This window comes from Pseudomonas sp. IT-P74 (genome assembly GCF_949768175.1).
Classification (GTDB): domain Bacteria; phylum Pseudomonadota; class Gammaproteobacteria; order Pseudomonadales; family Pseudomonadaceae; genus Aquipseudomonas.
This window is the reverse complement of record NZ_CATKQD010000077.1, coordinates 138,841-163,520: the sequence shown is the minus strand read 5'-3', so window position 1 is coordinate 163,520 and position 24,680 is coordinate 138,841. Positions and strand designations below refer to the sequence as shown.

The following is a 24,680-nucleotide window of genomic DNA, read 5'->3' as shown; positions in this document are numbered from 1 at the left end:
ACCTGGTAACCCAGGCTCAGCCCCCGCGGGTCAAGACGACTACAGGATCGGGCTTTTCAGCTCACGGGGCCCTCAGTGAAAAACAGTTGTTGTGCCGATTTCGGGTCAAGGGTGGAGCGCATCAGGCTCAGCCGTCGTTCCAGATCACGGGCCTCGCCCAAACGTTGCTCGAAGCTAAGATAGGGATCGGCGTAACGGCGCAGATAGGCCCTGGAAAAGTCCACACCACTGCGGCTGACGGTGCCGACAGGATAGCGAAAGTGGGCGAACCAGATGATTTGCGGGGTCGTCACGGCGTCGCTGGAGGGGGCCACCTTGCTGATGTAGAAGCAGCGAAACAGTGGCGCCCTGCCTTCACCCGACACGATACCGGTGCCGGGTACTTCCTTGATTGATATGACGCCTTCGGCCAACAGGTCCTCGACCCCCGCCGCCGTCGGTTCACGGGCCAGCACCATACGTGCATATGCCTCACGGGCGAGGGTTTTCAGGTCGCTGGCCTGGTCAGTCATCTGCTGGTGCCACTGCTTGTCGATCGGGGCCTCGCCTGCAAAGTGCTCGCGCAATTGCAGCATGCTTTGCGCCAATGCCTCGAGCTCCCTCCTGATGGTGCGTGGCGCCAGGCGCAGATCGGCCTCCAGGGTCGGCAACCGCTCCCTGCAGCGCTCACCGAGTTGCTTGAGCTCGGCGGCCCTGAGGTAGTGCAAGGCACTCGATACGGGCGCCCCTGGTACACGCCGCAATGTCCAGTCCACCTGGCCGGACGTCGTGGTTTTTTCAAAGGTCGCGTAGACCCGCCGGCTGTAGGGATCGGTAAAGGTCAGAGCATCGCCAATGTCGGGATTGAGTGACTTTTCGCCGATTAACGCTCCCCATTCACGGCTTTGGACCCTGAGCGTTTGCCTGGCAAACTGCTTTTTCCGTGTTTCACCGGCACGCTGCGCATACTGCTTGAGGACATCCTTCAGGACATTTGCGCGCAGTTGCTGCAGGTATTTTCGAAAGTCATTGAATGCGGCCTGGTCAAAAAAATCGCCTGACGTTCCGCTCAGCCTGCCCAGCCGGACATCGGCCCAGGCGAGTGCGTCGATCACGTCATTCATCACCCGAATCCGCGTCTCCAGTTCCGGGCGTTCTGCGCCCTGCAACCGCCGATAGGTCGAGAGTTTCACCTGGCAGAGCAGTGTGATCTGCGCCAACTGTTCCAGGGGTTGCCCTACCGTGGATTGCTTGAGGCAATACAACATTTTCGGGCGTAAACCGGCTTCCTGCCAGGCGACCATCGCCCTTTGGTCCGCCCAGGGCGCGACGTCCAGTTCGCTGAGTTGAGCATCGCCGGTAACGGCCGTTCTGCGCATCTGCCCAAGCAGTAGATACGCTTGACGATGGAGACCGATGACCTGCTCATGAAGCTTGCCCAACTGAAACAAGGCGAGGCGGTTTTGTGAGGTGATGGATGTACGGGCAAAATCACTCAGGCTCAGGACGCTGATATCCTGTTGCGGCCCGCCCAACTCGGTATAACGCAATTGCCGTAACGCCGACTTGAGTACGATTTGCGCCCGCAGGCAACGGATCTGCCGGCCCAGGAATGCGCTGCGCATCGTCGAAAACCCGCTCACGACTTCAAACCGACGACGCTGTTCGAGCAACTCCGACAGTTGTTTCGCCCGGCCTCCCAAGGTTTCAACCCTGGCGAGCTCACTGCTGAGCTGCCTGATACCCGTTGCAGGGTTCTGAACTTTACCGAGCGCTTCCTGCGTATTCACCTCCACCCAGGCCTGCCCGTCGAATTCGGCATAGAGCGCATCAAATCGCGTTTTCAGTTCAACGCCCGCCTGAGCCGTCGTCGACGCCTGCTCGCTCGAGCTTCCCCCGAGCAAACGCAGTCTCAGGTCCAGCATCCATCCCCCACGACCATTGGACTTGAGCCACGGACCTGGACGCCCATCGCTCTCTGCCGACGCAATCCGAACCCCTTCGGAGAACCTCGACACCTTGAACCAGTCATCCTCGACATGGACATACAACTGACCAAGGGCTTCATGCAACCCTGTGTTCAGGCCGCTGGTAATCGACTCGGCTCGTTGGGGTTCAGATACCGTAAAGGCGTTCAGGCTGGCCTCCTGAGAGGCCGTCAATCGACTGGAGGGCGTTATCCAGCCATAGTCGACCCGCGCGGTCGGCATGCACAAGGCGCGCGCGACGGACGTTTGCGGCGTCAGTACCTGGGGGTTGTCTGATGCGACGACGGGAACAACCGCTTCGCCCGGCACTACGTCTGCATCAATGATCCGGGCGCCCTGCGACGCTTCCTGAGTCTCGCTGGACGATGCTTCATCCAGAGCGCTTTCGATGTTGGTGCGCGAGTAATGCGCCATCACCAACGCCATGTTCATCAGGAAACCGGCCATGGCCACCTCCTTGCCTTCTGCCTTATTGCCGCGGACCACATTGATTTGCTGTTGAACATCCCAGGCCACCAACAACCAGCCCACCGCAGCTAGCGGCCCCGTGACAAACGGCATGACACTGTTCAGCCCCAGGTACAAACCCTCCTTGCGGCGCGCCCAGCGGTTTTCGCTGTTCGACACCGACTGCCGGTCCGCTTGCTCCATAAGCGCCTGGACCTGACTTTTATAAAGGTGATCACCGTAATCGCCTTCGACCTCCTCGCGTCCAAGCTGGGCCGGCTTGCTGGTCATGGCGTCGATCAACATCGTCAGGCCATCGATACTGTTGAAGTGAGGGTCCTGGAACCCGCCAGCCTGATAAGTCGCGCGGCCGGTCTCGCTCATCCAGGCCAGAACCTGTTGCTGCAATTGGCCTGGTCGCTTGATGGCCTCGAACAATGCCCGATGACTGGCAAACGCCTGCAACTTCGTTGCGCTCATAGGGCAGTAGAGGATTTGCGGCCCCTGCTCGAAATCCCTGGGACCAATCACAAACATGTTGGTCACAGTGTCCGGTTCGCTCAGTGCACCCGCCTTGAAGGTCAACGGGCGCAACACGATAGCCTTCTGTGCCACGTAGCGATCCTCGGCCCGCTTGCTCATGACCGCTACCACCATCCGGTAAGCGGTGCGCGTAAAACCGGCCTGACCGCGAGCAAACAGTTCCAGGGCGAGCATGGGTAGCTCAATGCGCAATTGCTGGAGAAAGCGACGACGCCTCCAGCTCACTTCAATCTCGTCATCTTTGAGCGAGGAAGCAATAAGGGCGGGATAGTTCTGGCCGATGTCGACTTCGCTGATCCACTGCTTGATGGTCTCAGGCGTCATCCATGAGGGCACCGCACTGCCGTCCCTGCGCTTGAGGGTGATGGAGCTGCCCGGCAGCCCCCCCAGGTTTTCCAGGGCGACATTGAGCAAAGTGGTGATGATTCTCACCGGAAAACCGCCTGCCGCGGAACCCCCCCTGACGGTATGAATGGTGACCACCACGTCATCGGGTTTCAGCGTCTCGGGCTGTGGATACTTGTCCATGAGCTTTTGCCGGGTGTAATCGAGAATCGATGGCAGGCCGTCGCTGAAGAACTTCCAGTCCGCCTGCTTGAACAGCGTGCCCAGCGCTTCGAAGTACTCGCTGAACAAGCCACGGACATCACGATTGGCCTGTTTCAGCCAAAGCGGCATGGCCGCGTACAGTCGTTGCAGGTCGCTATGTGGCTTGAGATCAAGGCTGTCAAAGTCACCGGTCGCCAACTCGTGAGCCCGGTCCAGCAAGGCTGCGCTCCAATAGGGCGAGCCACGGCCATGGGCGACCGCGTACTCCAGGTCGGCCAGTTGCTTGACCAGAAAGGTCAAGGCGAAACCGTCGAAAATGTTTGTATCGGGTTCAAACAGGCGCCATTGCATCAAGCTCTCGGGCGCCAGTCCGGTCATACGGTTGAATAACGCCGCTCCCAGCGCGGCCAGGGAAGCAAATACCTCGATACCTGCGGCCAGGGTAAACAGGACGACGTCGGTGGTGGCGCCCTGACTTGATACCAGCACCATGCCCCTGAGCAGCTCAAACTGCTTGCCGCCCTGCTCGCCCCAGTGATCGATCAGATAAGCACGGGTCGTTCCTGTGCGCAGGTTGTTATCCGGCGTTTGCAGGACGTCCGCTATCATCTGTTGCTGCTTGGCATCGAGCGTTGGTGTCTGGCAGGCCACGTCCCTGAGTGCATCCTTGAGCAGTGCAGCCAGAAGTTCGAAGCGAGTTTGCGCGGTTTCCGACAGTTCGCTCCAGTCCTCCAGCAACGCCTGCTGGCAAAGCTGGAGCAAACGGGCACCACAGTCATTGACGGCGGTCTGGGCATCGAAGTTCTTCAGGGCACCCGGCACCACAGGTTGCGCGTCGGGCTGATCCGTAATGACCTGGCCTTCACTGTAATCAACCAGCTTGTCATCGACGAAGCGGTTGATCAGTTCATCCGTCATGGCGGAGCGGCTGAACCGCGTTTTGCGGACCGCTTGATCGACATACTCGTATTGCGGTGACATCAATACCGGGGTGCTGTCGGTAATCACCAATTGCGGATAATTGCAGCGCAGAGTCTTCTGCAGATCTCGAGCGGCAACCACCTGCAATGAGGAGCGGGCGGCAAACAGCGTTTGAATCTTTCGAGCGACCGCCAACAGGGCAGTCAAATGTGGAGGGAGTGACGGTGTGGCCATTAATCGATTCCTTGATCGAGAAGCGGGCCCTGTACGCAGAGTGAAGAAAGTTCGCCAGTCAGCCCGTGCACCAGCGTGGCTCGCGCAGCAACTGCAAAGGTGGTAGCCGGTTACCACCCGTGCCGTACGAACATAGGCTCTTCATGGCGAATCAGTGCTTCGCTTCTTGTCCGAAGGGGCTGCTCCGCTTTCGCTGCGAATCTGCGCATGGCTGATCAGTGCGAAAATAAAACTGCCACCGATGATGTTCCCCACCAGCGTCGGCCCGGCGAACACCAGCCAGAAATCACTCCACGGCAACTCGCCGGCAAACACCAGATACGACACCTCCAGCGAACCGACCACGATGTGGGTGAAATCCCCCAGCGCCATGAAGTAGGTGATGAGGAGGATGATCCACATCTTGGCGCTCTCCATGGACGGAATCATCCAGACCATGGTGGCGATCATCCATCCGGAGATGATGCCCTTGGCGAACATCTGGCTGGCGTGGTTTTCCATGACCTTGCGGCCGATGTCGAGAAAGGCCACGTCAGTCTTGCTGTCGAAAATCGGCAGTTCCAGCATCACGTACGCCACCAGCAAGGTGCCGCAGAGGTTGCCGACCAATACCACCGTCCACAGCCGTAGCAACCGACCGAAGTTGGCCAGCGTCGGCCTGGTCATCACCGGCAGCACGGCGGTCAGGGTGTTTTCGGTGAACAGTTGCTGACGGGCGAGGATCACCGCGAGAAAACCGGCGCAATAACCGAAACTCGCGATCACCTTGAATCCTTCGCCATCCGGCAGGCGTGAATTGAGCAACCCCATGCCCATCAGCGACAGGCCCATGGTCAACCCCGCCGCCAGCGCCGACCACCATAACGCGGCAATGCTGCGGTCCAGCTCCTGATCGCCCTGTGTACGGATGATCTCGTGCAGCACCGCGGCGCGGGGCGGCTGGCTCTTTTCGACCTCGTGCTCTTCTTGCGCCGAAAGGTTCGGGGTCTTGCCGTCTTGTGCCGAGTTCATGGGATACGCAACCGGTGGCGGGCTATTTAGCTACGACACGCGGGGCTCACGGCTGTTCAGTACCCCAGACAAATCTTCGGTGAATACAGAACCGCTTTCGCGAGCAGGCTCGCTCCCACAGGTAAAGCGCCGCCCATGTGGGAGCGAGCCTGCTCGCGATGGGGACACCACCGATCTCACTGACCGGCGTCATCATTCTTGAACTGGTCCTTGACGTACTTGATCTCGGTCCGGCCGTGAGGCGCCGGCAAGCCGTCTTCACCGAGGTTTACGAACACCATTTTTTCAACGGTGAGGATGCTCTTGCGGGTGATCTTGTTACGCACTTCACACGTCAGGGTGATCGAGGTGCGGCCGAACTCGGTCGCCGTGATGCCCAGTTCGATGATGTCGCCCTGGCGCGAGGCGCTGACGAAGTTGATTTCGGAAATGTACTTGGTGACCACACGCTGGTTGCCCAACTGAACGATGGCGTAGATCGCCGCCTCTTCGTCGATCCAGCGCAGCAGGCTGCCGCCGAACAGCGTGCCGTTGGGGTTGAGGTCTTCGGGTTTTACCCATTTGCGGGTGTGGAAATTCATGTTCACTCCTGAGCGTCTTGCCGAATGATGCTGACCATCATGGCAGAGCCCGCCCCAGAGCTCTATTGAGCATCATCTATGGTCTCGATTACCGTTCGGACATTGAACGACGGAAACGCTTTGGAAGATCAGCAGAGCCCGCTATAATCGCCACCGTTTCAAAACGGTCATCTTCAATTGCTACCGTTTTCCCGCCACCTGTCCGAGGGGCGCTGCAGCAGGTTTGACCTGTCAGGCTCGGATGGGGCGTTGCCTGGCCTTCACTGGCCGGACACTAAACGCACAACGGCGCCCATTCGCATACATTACGAATGGAGGCTCTTCATGAGCGCTGTTATCACGCCTGCAGATTTTACCGACTACAAAGTCGCCGACATGTCCCTGGCTGCCTGGGGCCGTCGCGAAACCATCATCGCCGAGTCCGAAATGCCGGCTCTGATGGGTCTGCGTCGCAAGTACTCCGAAGAGCAACCGCTCAAGGGCGCAAAAATCCTCGGCTGCATCCACATGACCATTCAGACTGCCGTGCTGATCGAAACCCTGGTTGCCCTGGGTGCCGAAGTGCGCTGGTCGTCCTGCAACATTTTCTCGACTCAGGACCAGGCTGCCGCTTCCATCGCCGCTGCCGGCATCCCGGTCTTCGCCTGGAAAGGCGAGACCGAGCAAGAGTACGAGTGGTGCCTGGAGCAGACCATCCTCAAGGATGGCCAGCCATGGGACGCCAACATGATCCTCGACGATGGCGGCGATCTGACCGAACTGCTGCACAAGAAATACCCAGCCGTTCTGGAACGCGTCCACGGCGTGACCGAAGAAACCACCACCGGCGTTCACCGCCTGCTGGACATGCTGGCCAAGGGCGAGCTGAAAATCCCGGCCATCAACGTCAACGACTCGGTGACCAAGAGCAAGAACGACAACAAGTACGGCTGCCGTCACAGCCTGAACGATGCGATCAAGCGCGGCACCGACCACCTGCTGTCCGGCAAGCAAGCGCTGGTCATCGGCTACGGCGACGTGGGCAAGGGTTCGGCCCAGTCCCTGCGTCAGGAAGGCATGATCGTTAAAGTGTCCGAAGTCGACCCGATCTGCGCCATGCAAGCCTGCATGGACGGTTTCGAACTGGTTTCGCCGTTCATCGATGGTATCAACACCGGTACCGAAGCGAGCATCGACAAAGCGCTGCTGGGCAAGATCGACCTGATCGTGACCACCACCGGCAACGTCAATGTTTGCGACGCGAACATGCTCAAGGCCCTGAAGAAGCGCGCTGTTGTCTGCAACATCGGTCACTTCGACAACGAAATCGACACCGCTTTCATGCGCAAGAACTGGGCATGGGAAGAAGTGAAGCCGCAGGTTCACAAGATCCACCGTACCGGCGCTGGCGATTTCGACCCACAGAATGACGACTACCTGATCCTGCTGGCCGAAGGCCGTCTGGTTAACCTGGGTAACGCCACCGGCCACCCGAGCCGCATCATGGACGGTTCGTTCGCCAACCAGGTTCTGGCGCAGATCTTCCTGTTCGGCCAGAAGTACGCCGACCTGTCGCCAGCCCAGAAAGCCGAGCGCCTGACCGTTGAAGTACTGCCGAAGAAACTCGACGAAGAAGTGGCCCTGGAAATGGTCCGCGGCTTCGGCGGCGTCGTGACTCAACTGACCAAGACCCAGGCCGACTACATCGGCGTGACCGTCGAAGGTCCGTTCAAGCCGCACGCTTACCGCTACTGATCGGCTGACGCCTCTCCTGTAGGAGCGAGCATGCTCGCGAGAAACGTCACGGCAACGCGTTTAACCAGAATGTACGCGTTATCGTTGACGTCCATCGCGAGCAGGCTCGCTCCTACAGGTGGTCGGCGCTTGCCTCACGCGTTTCCAAGGATATGACCATGTCCCAAGATCGTCGCTACAGCTTCGAATTCTTCCCTACGAAGACCGATGCTGGGCAAGAAAAGCTGCTCGCCACTGCTCGCCAGCTGGCCGCCTACAACCCCGATTTCTTCTCCTGCACCTACGGCGCCGGCGGTTCGACCCGTGATCGCACGCTGAACACCGTGTTGCAGCTCGAAAGCGAAGTCAAAATCCCTGCCGCTCCGCACCTGTCCTGCGTGGGCGATAGCAAAGCTGACCTGCGCGGCCTGCTGGCCCAGTACAAAGCCGCCGGCATCACGCGTATCGTCGCCCTGCGCGGTGACCTGCCTTCGGGCATGGGCATGGCCAGTGGTGAAATGCGCCACGCCAATGACCTGGTTGAATTCATTCGCGAAGAAACCGGTGATCATTTCCACATCGAAGTCGCTGCTTACCCGGAAATGCATCCGCAAGCGCGCAATTTCGAAGACGATGTGGCCAACTTCGTGCGTAAGGCCAACGCTGGCGCCGACAGTGCGATCACCCAGTACTTCTTCAACGCCGACTGCTACTTCTACTTCGTCGAACGCGTGCGGGCGCTGGGCGTGAACATCCCGATCGTGCCGGGCATCATGCCGATCACCAACTACAGCAAGCTGGCGCGTTTCTCCGATGCCTGCGGTGCGGAAATCCCGCGCTGGATCCGCAAGCAACTGGAAGCCTACGGCGACGACACCCAAAGCATTCAGCGCTTTGGCGAACAGGTCATCACCGAGATGTGCGAACAACTGCTGCAGGGTGGCGCTCCAGGGCTGCACTTCTACACACTGAACCAGGCTGAAGCGAGCCTGGCGGTGTGGAATAACCTGAAGTTGCCGCGTTAAAAGTCGTTAAAGCACGATCAAAAGATCGCAGCCTGCGACAGCTCCTGCCACGGAATGTGTATTCCCTGCAGGAACTGTCGCAGGCTGCGATCTTTTGCTTTCAACGCACCATTAATGTGCGGCAATCCACGGAGTTAGAGCATCTGCGGTCAGTTTCTGGCTCTTTCCGGTTTCTCGTCGTAATCTCAAGCCCATGCCTTTGATCACGCAGTTAGTCGCCGTGCTTGTCTTCACTTGCCTGAGCTTCACCGCCCGGGGCGAGAAGCTGCGCATTGTCACGGAGCCGTGGGCGCCTTATGTGTACGAAGACAACGGCAAATCCCTGGGCCTGGACTACGAAACCACCGCCATTGTCTTCAAGCGCCTGGGCATCGAAGTGGAGTGGCAATTCCTGCCATGGAAACGCTGCCTGTCGATGCTTGAATCAGGCCAGGCCGACGGCGCACTGGACATCTTTCACAGCGACGAACGCGAGGCGACCCTGCTCTACCCCAGCGAACCACTGTCTGAAGTCCAGTTCGTGATGTTCTACGCCAATGAACGGCCCCATCCGTTTCGCACCCTCGATGACCTGCAAGGCCTGACCATCGGCACCTCGCCAGGCTACCTGTACAGCAAGGATTTCAGCGATTCGACGCTGTTCACCCGCGAGCCGGCCCCCACCCATGAAGCCAACTTCGGAAAACTGGTACGCGGGCGGATTGACCTGCTGATCACTGACCGCCGGGTCGGCCAGCATTTGCTCGACGAGCTGGGAATCCGCGACAAGATCACCGAAAACCCCACGATCATCAGCCAGCAAAGCCAGTTTCTCGCGGTGCGACGCAATGCGGGCATGGACCTGCTGGTGCAGCGTTTCGGCGCCGAACTCAAGCGTTTCAAGCGCGAGCCCGCCTACGCTGAACTGAGTGCCCGCTACGGCGCGGAACCGGCAGCCAGCGTGAAAACCGAAAAGGCCACGGCTGCCGCGGAAAAAACCGTTGAGCAGCAGGAAAGCGGCGCGCAGTGATTGCTCTGTTATACTCCGGCCTTCCCGCCAGGCTCACGCCCGGACGCTCGGAATCGTTAAAGGCATCTCAACCCCGCTACTGCGCAGCTTTCAGCCCGCGCGAGCGCTTGTAGACGAGCCTTCGAGACCCAGCAGGACCGGACGGGATTGCGTCCTCTTAAACGCGATTCGCGCCAGGCAAGACTCCCATTGGGCCAAGCCCTAACTAGAACAGGATTACTCATGTCCTTTGCTTCCCTCGGTCTCTCCGAGGCTTTAGTCCGCGCCATCGAGGCAGCGGGCTATACCGAGCCTACTCCGGTGCAACAGCGGGCCATTCCCGCCGTGTTGCAAGGTCGCGACCTGATGGTCGCGGCGCAGACAGGTACTGGTAAAACCGGCGGTTTCGCCCTTCCGATCCTGGAGCGGTTGTTCCCCAACGGTCACCCGGACAAATCCCAGCGTCACGGCCCGCGCCAACCGCGCGTACTGGTCCTGACCCCGACTCGCGAACTCGCCGCGCAAGTGCATGAAAGCTTCAAGGTCTATGCCCGTGACCTGAAGTTCGTCAGCGCCTGCATCTTCGGCGGTGTCGGCATGAACCCGCAGGTTCAGGCCATGTCCCGTGGCGTAGACGTGCTGGTGGCCTGCCCTGGCCGCCTGCTCGACCTGGCCGGCCAAGGCAGCGTCGATCTGTCCCACGTGGAAATCCTCGTACTGGACGAAGCCGACCGCATGCTCGACATGGGCTTCGTCCATGACGTGAAGAAGGTCCTGGCCCGTCTGCCGGCCAAACGCCAGAACCTGCTGTTCTCGGCGACCTTCTCCAAGGACATCACCGACCTTGCCGGCAAGCTGCTGCACAACCCGGAACGCATCGAAGTCACGCCGCCGAACACCACGGTCGAGCGTATCGAACAGCGCGTATTCCGCCTGCCCGCCAGCCACAAGCGTGCCTTGCTGGCGCACCTGATCACAGCCGGCGCCTGGGAACAGGTACTGGTCTTCACCCGCACCAAGCACGGCGCCAATCGCCTGGCCGAGTACCTGGACAAGCACGGTCTGAGCGCCGTCGCGATCCACGGCAACAAGAGCCAGAACGCCCGCACCAAAGCCTTGGCCGACTTCAAGGCCGGTACCGTGCGCATCCTGGTGGCCACCGACATCGCCGCTCGCGGCCTGGACATCGACCAGTTGCCACACGTGGTCAACTTCGAGCTGCCGAACGTCGATGAAGACTACGTGCACCGCATCGGTCGTACCGGCCGTGCCGGTCGTTCGGGCGAGGCGATTTCGCTGGTAGCCCCGGACGAAGAAAAACTGCTGAAAAGCATCGAACGCATGACCAAGCAGAAAATCGCCGACGGCGACCTGATGGGCTTCGATGCCAGCACCATCGAGGCGGAAAAGCCTGAAGTGCGCGAGCGTCCGGACATGCGCAACCCACGCAGTCCACGTGGCCCGCGCGGCGACGGTCCGAACGGCAGCGGTGGCGGCGGTGGTCGCAAGGACAAAGGCAAGGACAAGGGTAAGGAAAAACCGGCCGGCGAGCGTGGTGAGCGCCCTGCCCGTCAGCAAAAGCCACGTGAAGGCACTCCGGCTCGCGAACAGCGTCCGTCGCAACCTCCTCGTGCCGCCGCTGACCGTGCCCCGGACGAGTTCCTGGACGACGATATCGATAACTTCGGTAACCGCGTCGACTACGTGCCGCAGCAGAAACCGGCGCAAGGCCGTGGTCGCCGTCCGGGTGCTCCGGCACAAGGCACTGCGACAGGTTCGGGCGCTCCACGCTCCGGCAAGCCACAAGGTCGCCAGAACGGTCCGCGCAACAGCGATGGCGCCAGCACCGGCACCCCACCGGCCAAACGTAGCGGTCCTCGCAGTGGCGCACCGCGCGACGGCCAGGCCCGCCGCGAAGATTCGCGCAATCGCCGGCCGGCCCGTGACGACCAGCCGCGTTCGGAACCTGCCGTGCAGAACCCGCGCGGTCCCGCACCGAAGATCATGCACAAGGAGTCGAAGGCTGACCGCTTCCCGACACCTGAGCAACTGGATCAACTGCCAAGCCGTCCTCGTGGTGAAAAACCAGCACTGCTGACCCGCAATCGCTGAGTTATCGCTGAAATAAAAAATGCCCCTGATCGCGAGATCGGGGGCATTTTTTTATGGCTGATGAAATCCTGTAGGAGCGAGCCTGCTCGCGATGGTCGTCAACGATAACACTGGAAGCCTGATGCTCCGCGGCGCTCTCAGGTTTTCCGCGAGCAGGCTCGCTCCTACAGTCTCAGCATTACTTCGCTTTAACACCTTCAAACGTGACGTATAGATCAACCGCGTCGGACTGTGGACCCAGGTCCATCATCTTGCCGAAGTCGGAACGCTTGATGCTGGTAGTGCCCTCGAAGCCTGCACGGTAGCCGCCCCATGGATCCTTGCCTTCACCCAGGAAAGTGGCCTTGACCACGACTGGCTTGGTTACGCCAGCAATCGTCAGGTCGCCACTCACGTCAGCAGTGTCTTTGCCAGCGGCGTTTTTGCCAGTGGATTTAACGCTGGTGGACTTGAAAGTAGCCTTGGGGAAATCAGCCACTTTCAGGAAGTCTTTGCTGGAGATGTGCTTGTCACGTTCAGCGTTGTTGGTGAAGACGCTGGCGGTGTTCACGTTGAACTCGATCTTGCTGTCTTCAGGCTTGGCAGCGTCGAAGCTGAACTTGCCGTCGATGTCCTTGAAAGTACCGGTGATGAAGCTGTAGCCCAGGTGGCTGATCTTGAAGTCAACGAAGGCGTGCTGGCCTTCCTTGTCGACGGTGTAGTCAGCCGCCATCACATTGGCAGACAGAACAGCAGAACCGATTGCCAGAGCGGCGAGAGTCTTTTTCAACATGCTTTGTTTTCCTTGGGAGTCGAGGTTGAACTTCAGGCTTTGCGACCCAGCATTCGCTTGAGGGTCACATCATGGTCGATAAAGTGGTGCTTCAATGCTGCCAACGCATGGAGGCCGGAAAAAATTACCAGCACCCACGCCAGGTAGAGGTGAATCGCACCGGCGTTATCTGCCTGGTCCGGCAGTCCGGAAACCAGGGCAGGCACTTCAAACCAGTCAAACACCGGAATTCCGGCACCTTCTGCGGTGGAAATCAGGTAACCGGCAATCATCACCGCGAACAGACAGAGATACAGAAAGGCATGGCCGAGCATGGCGCCCAGTCGCGTCATGCGGCTGTAGCTGGCCAGGGTTGGCGGCGGCGGGCTGATGAAGCGCCACAACACACGCAATACCATGACCCCCAGCAGGATCAAGCCAATGCTCTTGTGCAGATCCGGCCCGGCCTTGCGCCAAGGGTCGTAATAACCGAGGTCGACCATCCACAGCCCGAGGGCGAACAAGCCGAACACGGCCACTGCCACGCCCCAGTGCATGAAGATGCTGACCCAGCCGTAGCGGGAGGTAGAGTTACGTAGCTGCATTGCCTAGATCCCTGTAAGTGCTGGCCCAAGACTATCGAGTTATCTATCGAATTAAAGCGGAAAATTTTGCTTTGAAATATCGAGAAATACGATAAAGAGTCTGAAACAGGCGAGTTAAGAAAAGATTAAAGGCCAATGTGTGTACAAAAATGTAGCCCAATTCAACAACACTTCTTACCAAAGGTTTATTCGTTTGTGTGCCCGGATTTCTCCGGGCATAAAAAAACGCGGCATTTACGCCGCGTTTTTTTGATCCCGGGGCTTACTACGCCTTGGTATCCGTTGCCGGGGTTGCAGCAGATTTGGCAGCCGGCTTCTTCGCCGGTTCGGCTTTTTTGGCCGGTGTCTTGGCCGGGGCTTTTTTCGCCTCGGTCCTGGCAGCCGGTTTCGCCGGAGCCTTCTTGGCCGGCTCGGCTTTTGCCGGGGTTGCTGGCTTCGGTGCTTCGACCGGAGCCGGTGCAACAGCCGGGGCGGGGGCCGGCACAGGAGCAGGTGCTACCGGCTCAGGTGCCTTGACTGGCTCTGGCTTCTTCTCGTCATCCGAGCCGCCGAACAGGTTGCTGAAGAAATTGCCTTTCTTCGCCACCACCGCACCAGCGCCCGCCGCTGCGGCAGCCGGACCCACTTTCGCCGGTTCGAACGACTTGCCCGCCGCCAGGTCTTCAACCTGGCCGGCTGCACGTTGACCGGTACGCAGCGCGCCTTCCAGGGTGCCTGGGTACAGAGTGTCGGTGTGTTCGCCAGCGAAGGCTACGCGCTGAACAGGGCGTTCCCACAGGCGCCAGAACTTGCTGATCTGGCCCGGACCGAAGGCCAGGTAGGCGCCGCCAGTCGATGGGTCGGTGCTGTAGCGACGGATTTCATAACCAGTGAACGAGCCACGCGCCTGTGGATAGAACGCATGCAGGCGAATCAACACCTGATCGACCATCTGCTTGTCGCCGAATGCCTGCATCACCCGCGCGTTGTCGCCGGACAGGTTGATCACCACGTTGGCGCCACCCTTCAGGGCAGGCTCGATCCACAACATGCCCAGGCCGGTGTTGCTGTAGATTTCGCCAGACATGCGCGCCTTGGATTCCCATACCGGCGTCTTGAACTTCAGCATGATCTGGTCGCGCCAGCCGTAGTTGGTGCCCTTGATCGCCGCCAGGTGCTGGGCGTCCAGCGCCGGGGTCATCTGGATCTTGTTCAGAGCGCGCAGTGGCACGGCCAATACAACGTAGTCAGCCTTATAAGCGACACTGTCGACTTTGACGGTCACGCCGTCCTTGTCCTGAATGATCGACGAGACCGGGGAGCTGGTCTTGATGGTTTTCAGCTGTTTGACCAGGGCCTGGGCCAGTACCGGGCTGCCACCGACCAGGCGCGAAGCACGCAGGTCGCGATCGGAGACGCCACGGTAAACGCGGCTCTGCTGCGCGAAATACAGCAGCGACAAGCGCGAAGGTTCGTCGTAGCGGGTGCGGATCTGCTGGTTGATCAACTGGCGGGCAGTGGCCGGCAGGTTCTGCTTGTCGAGCCAGTTCGATACGTTCATCTGGTCCAGTGCGTGCAGCGTATTGTTGGCGGCCGGATTCTGCGGGTCGTCGATCGAGCGCGCCAGGTCGTCCACGGTCTTGTCGAAGCGTTTGAGCGCCTCGGCGGTGGCTGGCTGCTTGGTCGCCAGGTCGGCGGCGGAGAAATACTCGCCATCGATCAGGTAGCCTGGGGTCCGCACGAATTCAGGGGCCGGCGTGGTGCTCAGCTTGAAGGTCGATACGTACTTGTTCAGCACCGGCTGGGCCTTGTCGTTGCCGATCCACTCGCTGGTGGCCATGCCGGAACGGCCGCCCAGGCTCGACTTGGCTTCCAGCAGGGTGACCTGCCAGCCCTTGTTCTGCAGCTCATACGCGGCAGTCAGGCCCGACAGGCCACCGCCGATCACGATCGCGGTTTTATCCTTGGCCAGCGCAGACACGCTGAACAGCCCCAACATCACCAGCGCACAGGCGCGCAGCCAACCGACAGACATTCAGCGAACTCCGGAATCACACGAGGAAAACAACAGTTTTTGCGAGCCAGACGGCTCAAGAGCCGCGAAGGATACGTCAGCCTTCAGACACCTGCCAGCAACGTCTATCGGCCTGTACAAAGTAGCTCATTCGACACAATGGGTTGTCCCCGTGGCACGCATTGCATAGGCTTGCGCGATTGTTTGTCCGCGCAGTTCACGGACCGCCTCCAGGAGAGTGAAAATGGGCCTGAATAATCAGTGGATGCAACGCGATCTCGCCGTGTTGTGGCATCCCTGCACCCAGATGAAAGATCACGAACAACTGCCGCTGATCCCGATCAAGCGCGGGGAAGGCGTGTGGCTGGAAGACTTCGAAGGCAAGCGCTACCTCGATGCGGTCAGCTCCTGGTGGGTCAACGTGTTCGGCCATGCCAACCCGCGGATCAACCAGCGCATCAAGGACCAGGTCGACCAGCTCGAACATGTGATCCTTGCCGGCTTCAGTCATCAACCGGTGATCGAGTTATCCGAGCGCCTGGTGAAGATGACACCGGAAGGCCTGACCCGGTGCTTCTACGCCGATAACGGCTCGTCCTGCATCGAAGTCGCGCTGAAAATGAGCTTTCACTACTGGCTCAATCGCGGCACGCCTGCCAAGAAGCGCTTCGTCACCCTGACCAACAGCTACCACGGCGAAACCATGGCGGCGATGTCGGTGGGCGACGTGCCGCTGTTCACCGAGACCTACAAAGCGCTGTTGATGGACACCATCAAGGTGCCGAGCCCGGACTGCTACCTGCGCCCCGAGGGCATGAGCTGGGAAGAACATTCGCGCAACATGTTCGCCGCCATGGAGCAGACCCTGGCCGAAAACCACGACACGGTCGCGGCAGTGATCGTCGAGCCGCTGATCCAGGGCGCCGGCGGCATGCGCATGTACCACCCGGTATACCTCAAGCTGCTGCGAGAGGCCTGTGACCGCTATGGTGTGCACCTGATCCACGACGAAATCGCCGTCGGCTTCGGCCGCACCGGGACGATGTTCGCCTGCGAACAGGCCGGCATCCGCCCTGATTTCCTGTGCCTGTCCAAGGCCCTGACCGGTGGCTATCTGCCACTGGCGGCGTGCATGACCACAGACGAAGTCTACAGCGCGTTCTACGACGACTACCCGACCCTGCGCGCCTTCCTGCACTCCCACAGCTACACCGGCAACCCGCTGGCGTGCGCGGCGGCCCTGGCGACCCTGGATATTTTCGAAGAAGACAACGTCATCGAGAACAACAGGGCCTTGGCCCAGCGCATGGCTTCGTCCACGGCGCATCTGGTCGATCACCCGAATGTTTCCGAAGTGCGGCAGACCGGCATGGTGCTGGCCATCGAGATGGTCAAGGACAAGGCCACCAAGGAAGCTTACCCATGGCAGGAACGTCGTGGCCTGAAGGTGTTCCAGCACGCACTGGAGCGTGGTGCTTTACTGCGTCCATTGGGTAGCGTGGTGTATTTCCTGCCGCCGTATGTGATTACCCCGGAGCAGATCGACTTCCTCGCCGAAGTGGCCAGCGAAGGGATCGACATTGCGACCCGTGACAGTGTCAGCGTGGCAGTGCCGAAGGACTTCCATCCAGGCTTCCGTGATCCGGGCTGATGATGCGGTCAATGTGGGAGCGAGCTTGCTCGCGATAGCGGTCTTTCAGCCACCATCAATGGTGAATGTCAGATCGTCATCGCGAGCAAGCTCGCTCCCACAGAAGTCCCCACCGATCCATGACCAACACCCTTTTTCAGAGACCCAGCATGAGACTGTCCCGCTTCTTCATCGACGCCCCCCTGAGCATCGGCGAGCACGAGTTGCCCGAAGCCCAGGCCCATTACATCAGCCGCGTACTGCGCATGGTCGAGGGCGATGCGTTGCAGTTGTTCGACGGCTCGGGCCAGGAGTTTCGCGCCACACTGGTCGAGGTCGGCAAAAAGCGCGTCGTGGTGCAGATCGATGAAAGCTTCGCCGGGCAGGTCGAGTCGCCGCTGCAAATCCACCTCGGCCAGGGCCTGTCCCGGGGCGAACGCATGGACTGGGCGATCCAGAAAGCCACGGAGCTGGGCGTCACCGAAATCACCCCGATCTTCACCGAGCGCTGCGAAGTCCGGCTCAAGGACGAGCGCGCCGATAAACGCCTGCTGCACTGGCGCCAGGTGGCGATCAGCGCTTGCGAACAGTGCGGCCGCTCGCGAGTGCCGGTGATTCATCCGCCGCTGTTGCTGGCCGACTGGCTGAAGCAGACGCAGGCTGAATTGAAGCTGGTGCTGCATCCGGTGGCTGAACCGCTGGTGAGCCATGCCAAACCTTCAAGTCTGGCATTCCTGATCGGTCCGGAGGGTGGTTTGTCCGATGCCGAAGTCGATCAGGCCAAGGCCGACGGCTTCCACGCCGCCCGCCTCGGCCCACGGGTGCTGCGCACCGAAACCGCGCCGGTTGTTGCACTGGCCGTGGCCCAGCAGCTTTGGGGTGATTTCTAGGGCCTCATCGCGAGCAGGCTCGCTCCCACAGTAGATCTCCAGTGATCACAAAATCTGTGAGCACCACAGGTCCAATGTGGGAGCGAGCCTGCTCGCGAATGGCCACGACACGGTCTGGATGACTACTGCACCGGATCACTCACCGGTTTGGCAATGATCGCCTTGAGTTCGCTGGTCATCGGGAACTCAAGGTTCAAACCCTTCGGCGGGATCGGCTGCTCGAACCAGCGTTTGTAGATGCCATTGATCTCGCCCGAGCTGTACAGATCCGCCAACGCGCTGTTGACCAGCGCCAGGAACTGCGGATCGTCCTTGCGCACCATGCAGCTGTAGATCTCCCGCGATTGCTCCTCCCCGACCACCACCCACTTGTGCGGGTCATTGGCCTTGGCGCGCTCGCCGTAGAGCAGCGCGTCGTCCATGTAGAACGCCACCGCCCGGCCCGATTGCAGCATCTGGAAGGCTTCGCCGTGGTCCTTGGCGCTGATCACGAACATGTCGATCTTGTGATCGACGTTGTAGCTTTTCAGGAAGCGCTCGTTGGTGGTGCCGGCGGTGGTCACCACGTTCTTGCCGCGCAGGTCGGCAAAGCTCTTGATCCCGCTGTCCTTCGCGGTCAGCAACTGGCCTTTGACGTAGATGAAGCCATAGGAGAACGCCACCTGCTTCTGCCGTTCGGCGGTCACGCCGGTGGAGCCGCACTCCAGGTCCACGGTGCCGTTCTGCACCAGTGGAATGCGGGTCTGCGAGGTCACCAGGTTGTAGTTCACCTTCAAGTCTGGCAGCGCCAGTTGCTGCCGGATGCGCTCGACGATCTTGCCCGCCAGATCCACCGAGTAACCCATCGGCTTGCCGCTGTGATCACCCACGTAGGAGAACGGCACCGAAGCATCGCGATAACCCAGGGTGATGCTGTTGGCGCTGGCGATCTTGCTCAGGGTGCCGGTCAGCGGCGCCTCATTGGCCTGAACCTGGCTGCCGAGCAACAGGCCAAGCGTACAAGCGAGCAACGTGATTTTTTGCATTGTTATTCTCCGTTGTGGGTGTTGGTTTATCAGACGCGTGCAGCGATGACGGTGATTTCCACCAGCACTTGCGGGCGGGCCAGTTCGGCCTGCACGGTGGTGCGGCTCGGCGCCTGCCCGGGCGACAACCAGGCCGACCAGACCTCGTTCATCGCGTCGAAATCCTCGGTGATGTTCTTCAGATAAATGGTCGCACTGAGCAGATGATCCTTGTCGCTGCCCGCCTCGGCCAGCAAGGTATCGATTTTCGCCAGCACTTCGCGGGTCTGGCCGTCGGCATCCCGGGCATCGCCGGGCACCTGCCCGGAGAGAAACACCAGGTCGCCAAAGGTCACGGCGCCGGACAGGCGCGGGTTGCTATGCAGTCGGGTAATGGTCATTGCAGTGTCCTCTTCTGAAAACGGTGTTCAGGCGGCCCGGTGGTTGAAACCACGCAGGTCGATGGAAGGCCGGCGCTCGCCAATCAGCTCGCTGAGCAGGCGCCCGCTGCCGCATGCCAGGGTGAAACCCAGCGCGCCGTGGCCGAGGTTGAGCCACAGGTTGCGATACGCCGTCGCGCCCAGTAATGGCACGCCGCTGGGGGTGGCCGGGCGCATGCCGGCCCACTCGACGGCTTCGTCATAGGCGCCGGCATTTGGAAAGGTGTCATGGGCCTGACGCTTGATCAGCGCCAGGCGTTTGGGGTCCAGCGCAGGGTCGAAGCCGACAATGTCGACCATCGCCGCCACGCGCAATTGCTTGCCGATGCGCGCGTAGACGATCTTGCGATCGTAGTCGGTGATGCTCACGTCCGGCACGCGGTGACCAGCGCCGATTGGTACGGTCAGGCTGTAGCCTTTGAGCGGATAAAGCGGCAGTTGCAGCCCGGGCAGCGCCAACAGCGGACTGCGGTGACCGGCAGAGATCACCAGCTGATCGACTGGCAGCACTTGCTCGCCCAGTTCGATGGCGTTGACGCTGCCGTTGCCGTGGCGAATGCCGGTCACCGCTTGCCCGAGACGAAATTCGCAACGGCCAGACGCCTTCAGTCGTGCGGCCAATTGCTGGCAGAAACCGTGGCAATCGCCGACCTCTTCGTCCGGGGTGTAGATCGCCCCGACAAAGGGCGCATCGATCAGCGCCGGTTCCAGTTGCGCGCATTCGGCCGGCGACAACACCTGCTGTTGCTGCGGGTCGGCCAAGCCCTGGCGTGCATGCTCGAAGCTGCTGTTCTGGCGGAAAGTCACCAGTTTGCCATTGCGCCGCCACTGGAATCCCGCCAGTCCATCGTCCTCGCGCCAGGACCTCAAGGTGTCCTGGCTCAACAGCGCCAGGCGCAACAAGTGCGCGGCGTTCTCGCGGTTGACCGAGCGGCGGCAGGCGCCGAGGAACGACGCCATCCAGCGCCACTGGGCCGGGTCGAAGCGCGGGCGCAGCTTCAACGGTGAGTCGCCGCGCAGCATCCAGCCGATGGCTTGCAAAGGCACACCGGCGTCGGCCAGGGGCGCGACATAGCGATAGGACAACTGGCCGCCGTTGGCGAAGCTGGTTTCGCTGCCCAGCGAGTCCCGAGCCTCGACCACCGTCACCTCGAAGCCGTCGCGCACCAGCGCATAGGCCGTTGCCAGGCCAATCACGCCGCCACCGATGATGCACACACGCTGAGCCATGTCCGTCCCTAAAACCGTTGTGAAGACGAGGCCAAGGTTAGAACCAGGTGACAGACCTTGAACAATGCATAAAGATGGCAAACCCATAAACAAAGGTTATGGACTTGCCATGCGCCTTCGCCATATCGAGATTTTCCAGGCCATCCGCCAGACCGGTTCGATCAGCGCTGCCGCGCAATTGCTCCACATCTCGCAGCCGGCGGTGAGCAAGGTGTTGCAGCACGCCGAGCAACAATTGGGTTTTCCGCTGTTCCTGCGGGTACGCGGCAAGTTGCAGGCGACGCCGGAAGCGCTGGAACTGGAGCGCGAAGTAGACAAGGTCAGCGAAAGCCTGCAAGGCGTGCGACGCCTGGCGCAGAGCCTGCGCCGCGAACCTGGCCACAGCCTGCGCATCGGTGCCACCCCGGCGCTGGCCCTGTCATTGCTGCCGCCGGCCATTCACGAATGGACCGGGCGTTACCCGGACATCGTTTGCGAACTCTCCAGCGCCCACAGTCGCGAACTGGTGCAGAACCTGTTGATGCGCGAAGTGGACGTCGCCCTGACCCTGCAATGCCCGGATCACCCGGGGCTCAAGGCCCAGGCGCTGGCGTCCGGCGTGCTGGTGGCGCTGGCGCCGAGGGGTTACTGGCCTCAGGAAGAGGTGGGTAAACCGTTGCCGCTGATGGCGCTGGCGGATGCGCCGCTGATCGGTTTATCCAGCGCCGATCCACTGGCCGCGCGGCTCGACAGTTACCTGGAAGCGGTCGAACCGCCACCCCGGGTACGCATCGCCGTGCAAACCTACTCACTGGCACGGGCGATGGTGGAATCCGGCGCCGGCCTGGCGGTGATCGATCCGTTCACCGCCCTTGGCGCCTCTCCCGCCACCACAACGATCCGCCCTCTGGCACCGCCGCTACCCATCACCCTGTACGCAGTGACCCGCGCCGCCGAACCACCGCCCCACACCTTGAACGACCTGTTGCAGGTGTTCAGCCGTCGAGCCCGGGAGCAGTTGGATCGCCTGGTCCCGGTACAGCCTTAAAGCACATAAAAGAATATCGCCACAAAGTGCAGCAAGCTCCCGGCGATCACGAACAGATGCCAGATCCCGTGGGCATGGCGCAGGCGATGATCGAGGGCAAAAAAGATAATCCCCACGGTGTACAACACCCCGCCCGATGCCAGCCAGGCAAACCCGGCGCCGCCCAGCGCCGCGAGCAACGGCTTGACCGCCACCAGCACAATCCAGCCCATCACCGCATAAATCACGATCGACAGAATCCGCGCTTCCGAACGCGGCTTGATCTCCTGCAGGATGCCGATCAGCGCCAGCCCCCAGACAATCCCGAACAACGTCCAGCCCCACGGCCCGCGCAGGGTCACCAGGCAGAACGGCGTGTAGCTGCCGGCGATCAACAGATAGATCGAAAAGTGATCGACCTTCTGCATGATCGCTTTCTTGCGCCCACGCACGCTGTGGTAAACGGTCGATGCGCTGTAAAGCACCAGCAAGGTAAAGGCGTAGATCGCCATGCTGACGATCTTCCACGGACTGCCGTCAAGACTGGCCAGCACAATCAGCCACACCCCGCCGATAAACGCCGCCACTGCCCCGACCAGATGCGTCCAGGCATTCAGTTTTTCCCCGTGATACATGCGTTGCTCACCTCGAATTTCATTGCCGCAGAGCGCAAGGCTCGGGCTTGAAGCGTAAAAGCGCAATGTTTCTGTACGACGGGCCCGGTGTAATTGGGCACAATCGAGTCATTCCAAAAAGAGTCCGCCCCATGCTGATCGATGAAGAGTTGACCCTGAAAAAACTCGAGGTGTTCCTGGCTTTCATGCGCACCGGCAACCTGGCGCGGGCCGCTGCCGAGTTGCAGACCAGCAACGTCAGCGTGCATCGGGCCATCCATTCACTGGAAAGCGCCCTGCGCTGCCCGTTGTTCAAGCACGAAGGCCGCAGCCTGACGCCGCTGGAAAGCGCTTACGTGCTGGAAGAGCGGGCGCAGAAGCTGATTCAGGATGTCGTCGAAAGCGTGCGCCTGACCCGTGAAGCCGCCGGGTTCTCGGCCGAACGTTTCAAACTGGGCTCGCTGTATTCACTGACGGTGAAGACCGTGCCACAGCTGATCATGGGTTTGAAGATCCGCCGCAGCGAGCTCAACATCGACCTGATTCTGGGCTCCAATATCGACCTGCTCTACAAGCTCAAGAACATGGAAGTCGATGCGATCCTCGTGTCGCTGGACGACAGCGTCAACGATCCGGATTGCGAGCAGATCCCGCTGTTTTCCGACGACATCTTCCTCGCCACACCCGCCGATTCCAAGTTTGCCCAGCGCACCGAGGTCGACCTGGCCGAGGTCCGCGACGAAACCTTCATCACCCTGACCCAGGGCTTCGCCACCCATCAGGACGGCAAACGGGTATTCGAGCAGGCAGGGTTCGAACCGAAGGTGGCGATGCAGGTCAACGACATCTTCACTTTGCTGAGCATGGTCAGTTCGGGTGTGGGTTATGCGTTGCTGCCGGGGCGGATTGCGGCGGTGTACGAGAACCGGGTGAAACTGATCCCGTTGCAGGAAAAGTACCGGTTGCAGCAGCACATTGGCGTGGTGTTCCTGAAAGCCAAAGAGCGTGATCCGAATCTGCTGGCGTTGCTGGCGGAGTGTCGGATGTATGCCAATCGGCAGGTTTGAAACCGCGTCGCCGCCAATCGCCAGCAGGCTGGCTCCCACAGATGTTGTGTTGAACACAATATCTGTTCCAACAGATCACCCTGTGGGAGCTAGCCTGCTAGCGATGGCGTCAGTTCAGACAATTCAGAATTTGAAACCTAGCCAACAATCCCGCGAACAATGAAGTACAACAACGAAGGCCCGAGCAAGCACCCAAGCCCGGTGTGGAAGGTCGCAGTCAGTGCGCCATAAGGCACCAAGCGTCTATCCGTCGCCGCCAAACCGGCGGTCACGCCACTCACGGTGCCGGCCAGCCCACCGAACACCATCGCCGAGCGCGGGTTGTCCAGGCCCATCCAGCGCGCCGCCATCGGCGTGCCGACCATCACCAGAATCGCCTTGATCAGGCCGGTGGCAATCGACAGCGCCATCACATCCGAGGTTGCACCGATTGCCGCACCAGTCACCGGGCCGACGATATAAGTCACGGCTCCCGCGCCAATGGTGGTCATGCTCACCGCATCGCGATAACCGAAAGCCCAGGCCATGCACGCGCCGACAATAAACGGCAGCACCGTGCCCAACAGCAGCGCGATCACGCCGATCAAACCGGCCTTTCTCGCTTCAGTGGCTTGCACCTCGAATGCCGTGGCAACGATGGCGAAGTCGCGCAGCATGGCGCCGCCCATCAACCCGATGCCGGAAAACAGCGTCAAGTCCGCCAGGCCTTTTTGCCCGCCGGTCATCGTGCCGCCGACCCAGGCCAGTACCAGGCCGATGACGATGGCGATTGCCGAACCGTGGATACGCCCGAAGGTCAGGCGTTTGGAGATCACCACTGACACCCACATGATCACGCCAACGAAGGCGAATGCAGTGACCAGACCGTTGTGTTCCAGACCGTTCTTGATGAGATCCCACATATCAGCGACCTCCTGCCGGTGCGACAACCGGTGTTACATCCACCGGTTCATCGGGCAAGGGTTCGCCTTTGTGGGTCCGGCTGATCAGGGCAATGGTGCAGCCGCAGAGCACCACCGAACCGATCGCCGCCAACACCGCCACCGGACCACCGTGCAGCGCCGTGACCACGTTCTGTTGCGCCGCCATCGCCACCACCACCGGGATGTACATCGCGCCCCAGAAGCCGACGCCCAGCTCGCAATCCTTGGTCATGCCGCCATGCTTGTGCATCCACAACCGTGCGCAGATCAACAGGATCATCGCGATCCCGACACCGCCGACGTTTGACTTCACTCCCAGCAACACACCGAGCATGTCGCCCATGATCACCCCTGCCAGCGTACAGATCGCCAACAGCGCCACACCGTAAATAATCATTGTTGTAGTCCTCAAAGTGCATCGTCGAATGTTGTTTTT

Annotated in this window: 20 protein-coding genes, 1 pseudogene and 1 riboswitch; of the genes and pseudogenes, 9 read left to right on the top strand and 12 right to left on the bottom strand. The window is 60.6% G+C overall.

Annotation, left to right across the window (positions count from 1 at the left end; translation table 11 throughout):
• Positions 1–56 precede the first annotated feature (56 nt).
• The 3 genes from ACM6J5_RS25005 to ACM6J5_RS24995 form a co-directional block, all read right to left on the bottom strand.
• Positions 57–4,661, bottom strand: a complete 4,605-nt coding sequence (locus ACM6J5_RS25005; RefSeq protein WP_414929531.1) for a dermonecrotic toxin domain-containing protein — start codon at positions 4,659–4,661, stop codon at positions 57–59.
• A gap of 141 nt (positions 4,662–4,802) precedes the next feature.
• Entirely contained in the window at positions 4,803–5,672 is an 870-nt protein-coding gene (locus ACM6J5_RS25000) for a formate/nitrite transporter family protein (RefSeq protein ID WP_414929530.1), read from the bottom strand.
• Positions 5,673–5,848: 176 nt separating this feature from the next.
• Entirely contained in the window at positions 5,849–6,253 is a 405-nt protein-coding gene (locus tag ACM6J5_RS24995; RefSeq protein WP_095944429.1) for an acyl-CoA thioesterase, read from the bottom strand.
• A gap of 198 nt (positions 6,254–6,451) precedes the next feature.
• Positions 6,452–6,554: riboswitch (S-adenosyl-L-homocysteine riboswitch) on the top strand.
• A 23-nt stretch (positions 6,555–6,577) separates the two neighbouring features.
• Between ACM6J5_RS24995 and ahcY the strand changes: the two genes are divergently transcribed.
• The 5 genes and pseudogenes from ahcY to ACM6J5_RS24970 form a co-directional block, all read left to right on the top strand.
• Positions 6,578–7,987, top strand: coding sequence for an adenosylhomocysteinase (ahcY, locus tag ACM6J5_RS24990; protein WP_095944428.1), 1,410 nt, complete (start codon positions 6,578–6,580; stop codon positions 7,985–7,987).
• 158 nt (positions 7,988–8,145) lie between these two features.
• Positions 8,146–8,991 carry a methylenetetrahydrofolate reductase [NAD(P)H] gene (metF, locus tag ACM6J5_RS24985; protein ID WP_150672063.1) on the top strand — a complete coding sequence of 282 codons (846 nt, stop codon included), beginning with the start codon at positions 8,146–8,148 and terminating at the stop codon, positions 8,989–8,991.
• Between the two features lie 193 nt (positions 8,992–9,184).
• Positions 9,185–10,000 carry a substrate-binding periplasmic protein gene (locus ACM6J5_RS24980; protein ID WP_095944426.1) on the top strand — a complete coding sequence of 272 codons (816 nt, stop codon included), beginning with the start codon at positions 9,185–9,187 and terminating at the stop codon, positions 9,998–10,000.
• 222 nt (positions 10,001–10,222) lie between these two features.
• On the top strand, positions 10,223–12,091 hold the full coding sequence (locus ACM6J5_RS24975) for a DEAD/DEAH box helicase (protein WP_414929529.1): 1,869 nt from the start codon (positions 10,223–10,225) through the stop codon (positions 12,089–12,091).
• A 91-nt stretch (positions 12,092–12,182) separates the two neighbouring features.
• Positions 12,183–12,275: pseudogene (locus ACM6J5_RS24970) on the top strand (outer membrane lipoprotein carrier protein LolA); the annotation flags it as partial.
• Here the strand turns inward: ACM6J5_RS24970 and ACM6J5_RS24965 are convergent.
• From ACM6J5_RS24965 to ACM6J5_RS24955, 3 genes are all read right to left on the bottom strand, one after another.
• Positions 12,270–12,863 (bottom strand): YceI family protein, encoded by a 594-nt coding sequence (locus ACM6J5_RS24965; RefSeq protein WP_095944424.1) that lies wholly within the window; start codon positions 12,861–12,863, stop codon positions 12,270–12,272. The pseudogene ACM6J5_RS24970 and the gene ACM6J5_RS24965 sit on opposite strands and share 6 nt — an antisense overlap.
• A 32-nt stretch (positions 12,864–12,895) precedes the next feature.
• Complete coding sequence (locus tag ACM6J5_RS24960; RefSeq protein WP_095944423.1) at positions 12,896–13,447, bottom strand: cytochrome b; 552 nt, start codon at positions 13,445–13,447, stop codon at positions 12,896–12,898.
• A 265-nt stretch (positions 13,448–13,712) separates the two neighbouring features.
• Complete coding sequence (locus tag ACM6J5_RS24955; RefSeq protein WP_095944422.1) at positions 13,713–15,461, bottom strand: flavin monoamine oxidase family protein; 1,749 nt, start codon at positions 15,459–15,461, stop codon at positions 13,713–13,715.
• Positions 15,462–15,684: 223 nt separating this feature from the next.
• Between ACM6J5_RS24955 and ACM6J5_RS24950 the strand changes: the two genes are divergently transcribed.
• On the top strand, positions 15,685–17,091 hold the full coding sequence (locus ACM6J5_RS24950) for an adenosylmethionine--8-amino-7-oxononanoate transaminase (protein WP_095944421.1): 1,407 nt from the start codon (positions 15,685–15,687) through the stop codon (positions 17,089–17,091).
• A gap of 149 nt (positions 17,092–17,240) precedes the next feature.
• Entirely contained in the window at positions 17,241–17,960 is a 720-nt protein-coding gene (locus ACM6J5_RS24945) for a 16S rRNA (uracil(1498)-N(3))-methyltransferase (RefSeq protein WP_150672066.1), read from the top strand.
• A 122-nt stretch (positions 17,961–18,082) separates the two neighbouring features.
• Here ACM6J5_RS24945 and ACM6J5_RS24940 read toward each other — a convergent pair whose 3' ends face one another.
• Genes ACM6J5_RS24940 through ACM6J5_RS24930 form a run of 3 tightly spaced genes read right to left on the bottom strand, consistent with a single transcriptional unit; the run spans position 18,083 to position 20,634 of the window.
• Positions 18,083–18,985 carry a transporter substrate-binding domain-containing protein gene (locus ACM6J5_RS24940; RefSeq protein ID WP_095944419.1) on the bottom strand — a complete coding sequence of 301 codons (903 nt, stop codon included), beginning with the start codon at positions 18,983–18,985 and terminating at the stop codon, positions 18,083–18,085.
• Between the two features lie 29 nt (positions 18,986–19,014).
• Positions 19,015–19,365 carry a RidA family protein gene (locus tag ACM6J5_RS24935; protein WP_095944418.1) on the bottom strand — a complete coding sequence of 117 codons (351 nt, stop codon included), beginning with the start codon at positions 19,363–19,365 and terminating at the stop codon, positions 19,015–19,017.
• 27 nt (positions 19,366–19,392) lie between these two features.
• Positions 19,393–20,634: a D-amino acid dehydrogenase gene (locus tag ACM6J5_RS24930; RefSeq protein ID WP_414929528.1), complete on the bottom strand. Its 1,242-nt coding sequence runs from the start codon at positions 20,632–20,634 to the stop codon at positions 19,393–19,395.
• A 109-nt stretch (positions 20,635–20,743) separates the two neighbouring features.
• Between ACM6J5_RS24930 and ACM6J5_RS24925 the strand changes: the two genes are divergently transcribed.
• Positions 20,744–21,661, top strand: coding sequence for a LysR family transcriptional regulator (locus ACM6J5_RS24925; protein ID WP_414929527.1), 918 nt, complete (start codon positions 20,744–20,746; stop codon positions 21,659–21,661).
• On the opposite strand, the gene trhA is transcribed toward ACM6J5_RS24925, so the two are convergent.
• Positions 21,658–22,275 carry a PAQR family membrane homeostasis protein TrhA gene (gene trhA, locus ACM6J5_RS24920; RefSeq protein WP_095944415.1) on the bottom strand — a complete coding sequence of 206 codons (618 nt, stop codon included), beginning with the start codon at positions 22,273–22,275 and terminating at the stop codon, positions 21,658–21,660. The two genes, ACM6J5_RS24925 and trhA, sit on opposite strands and share 4 nt — an antisense overlap.
• A gap of 131 nt (positions 22,276–22,406) precedes the next feature.
• Between trhA and ACM6J5_RS24915 the strand changes: the two genes are divergently transcribed.
• The gene (locus ACM6J5_RS24915; RefSeq protein WP_095944414.1) at positions 22,407–23,321 is read left to right on the top strand and encodes a LysR substrate-binding domain-containing protein; all 915 of its coding nucleotides are present in this window, start codon (positions 22,407–22,409) and stop codon (positions 23,319–23,321) included.
• Between the two features lie 137 nt (positions 23,322–23,458).
• On the opposite strand, the gene madM is transcribed toward ACM6J5_RS24915, so the two are convergent.
• A complete protein-coding gene (madM, locus tag ACM6J5_RS24910; RefSeq protein WP_150672072.1) occupies positions 23,459–24,223 on the bottom strand; it encodes a malonate transporter subunit MadM in 765 nt (254 codons plus the stop codon).
• A gap of 1 nt (position 24,224) precedes the next feature.
• Positions 24,225–24,641 (bottom strand): malonate transporter subunit MadL, encoded by a 417-nt coding sequence (gene madL / locus ACM6J5_RS24905; RefSeq protein ID WP_150672073.1) that lies wholly within the window; start codon positions 24,639–24,641, stop codon positions 24,225–24,227.
• Between the last annotated feature and the right edge of the window lie 39 nt (positions 24,642–24,680).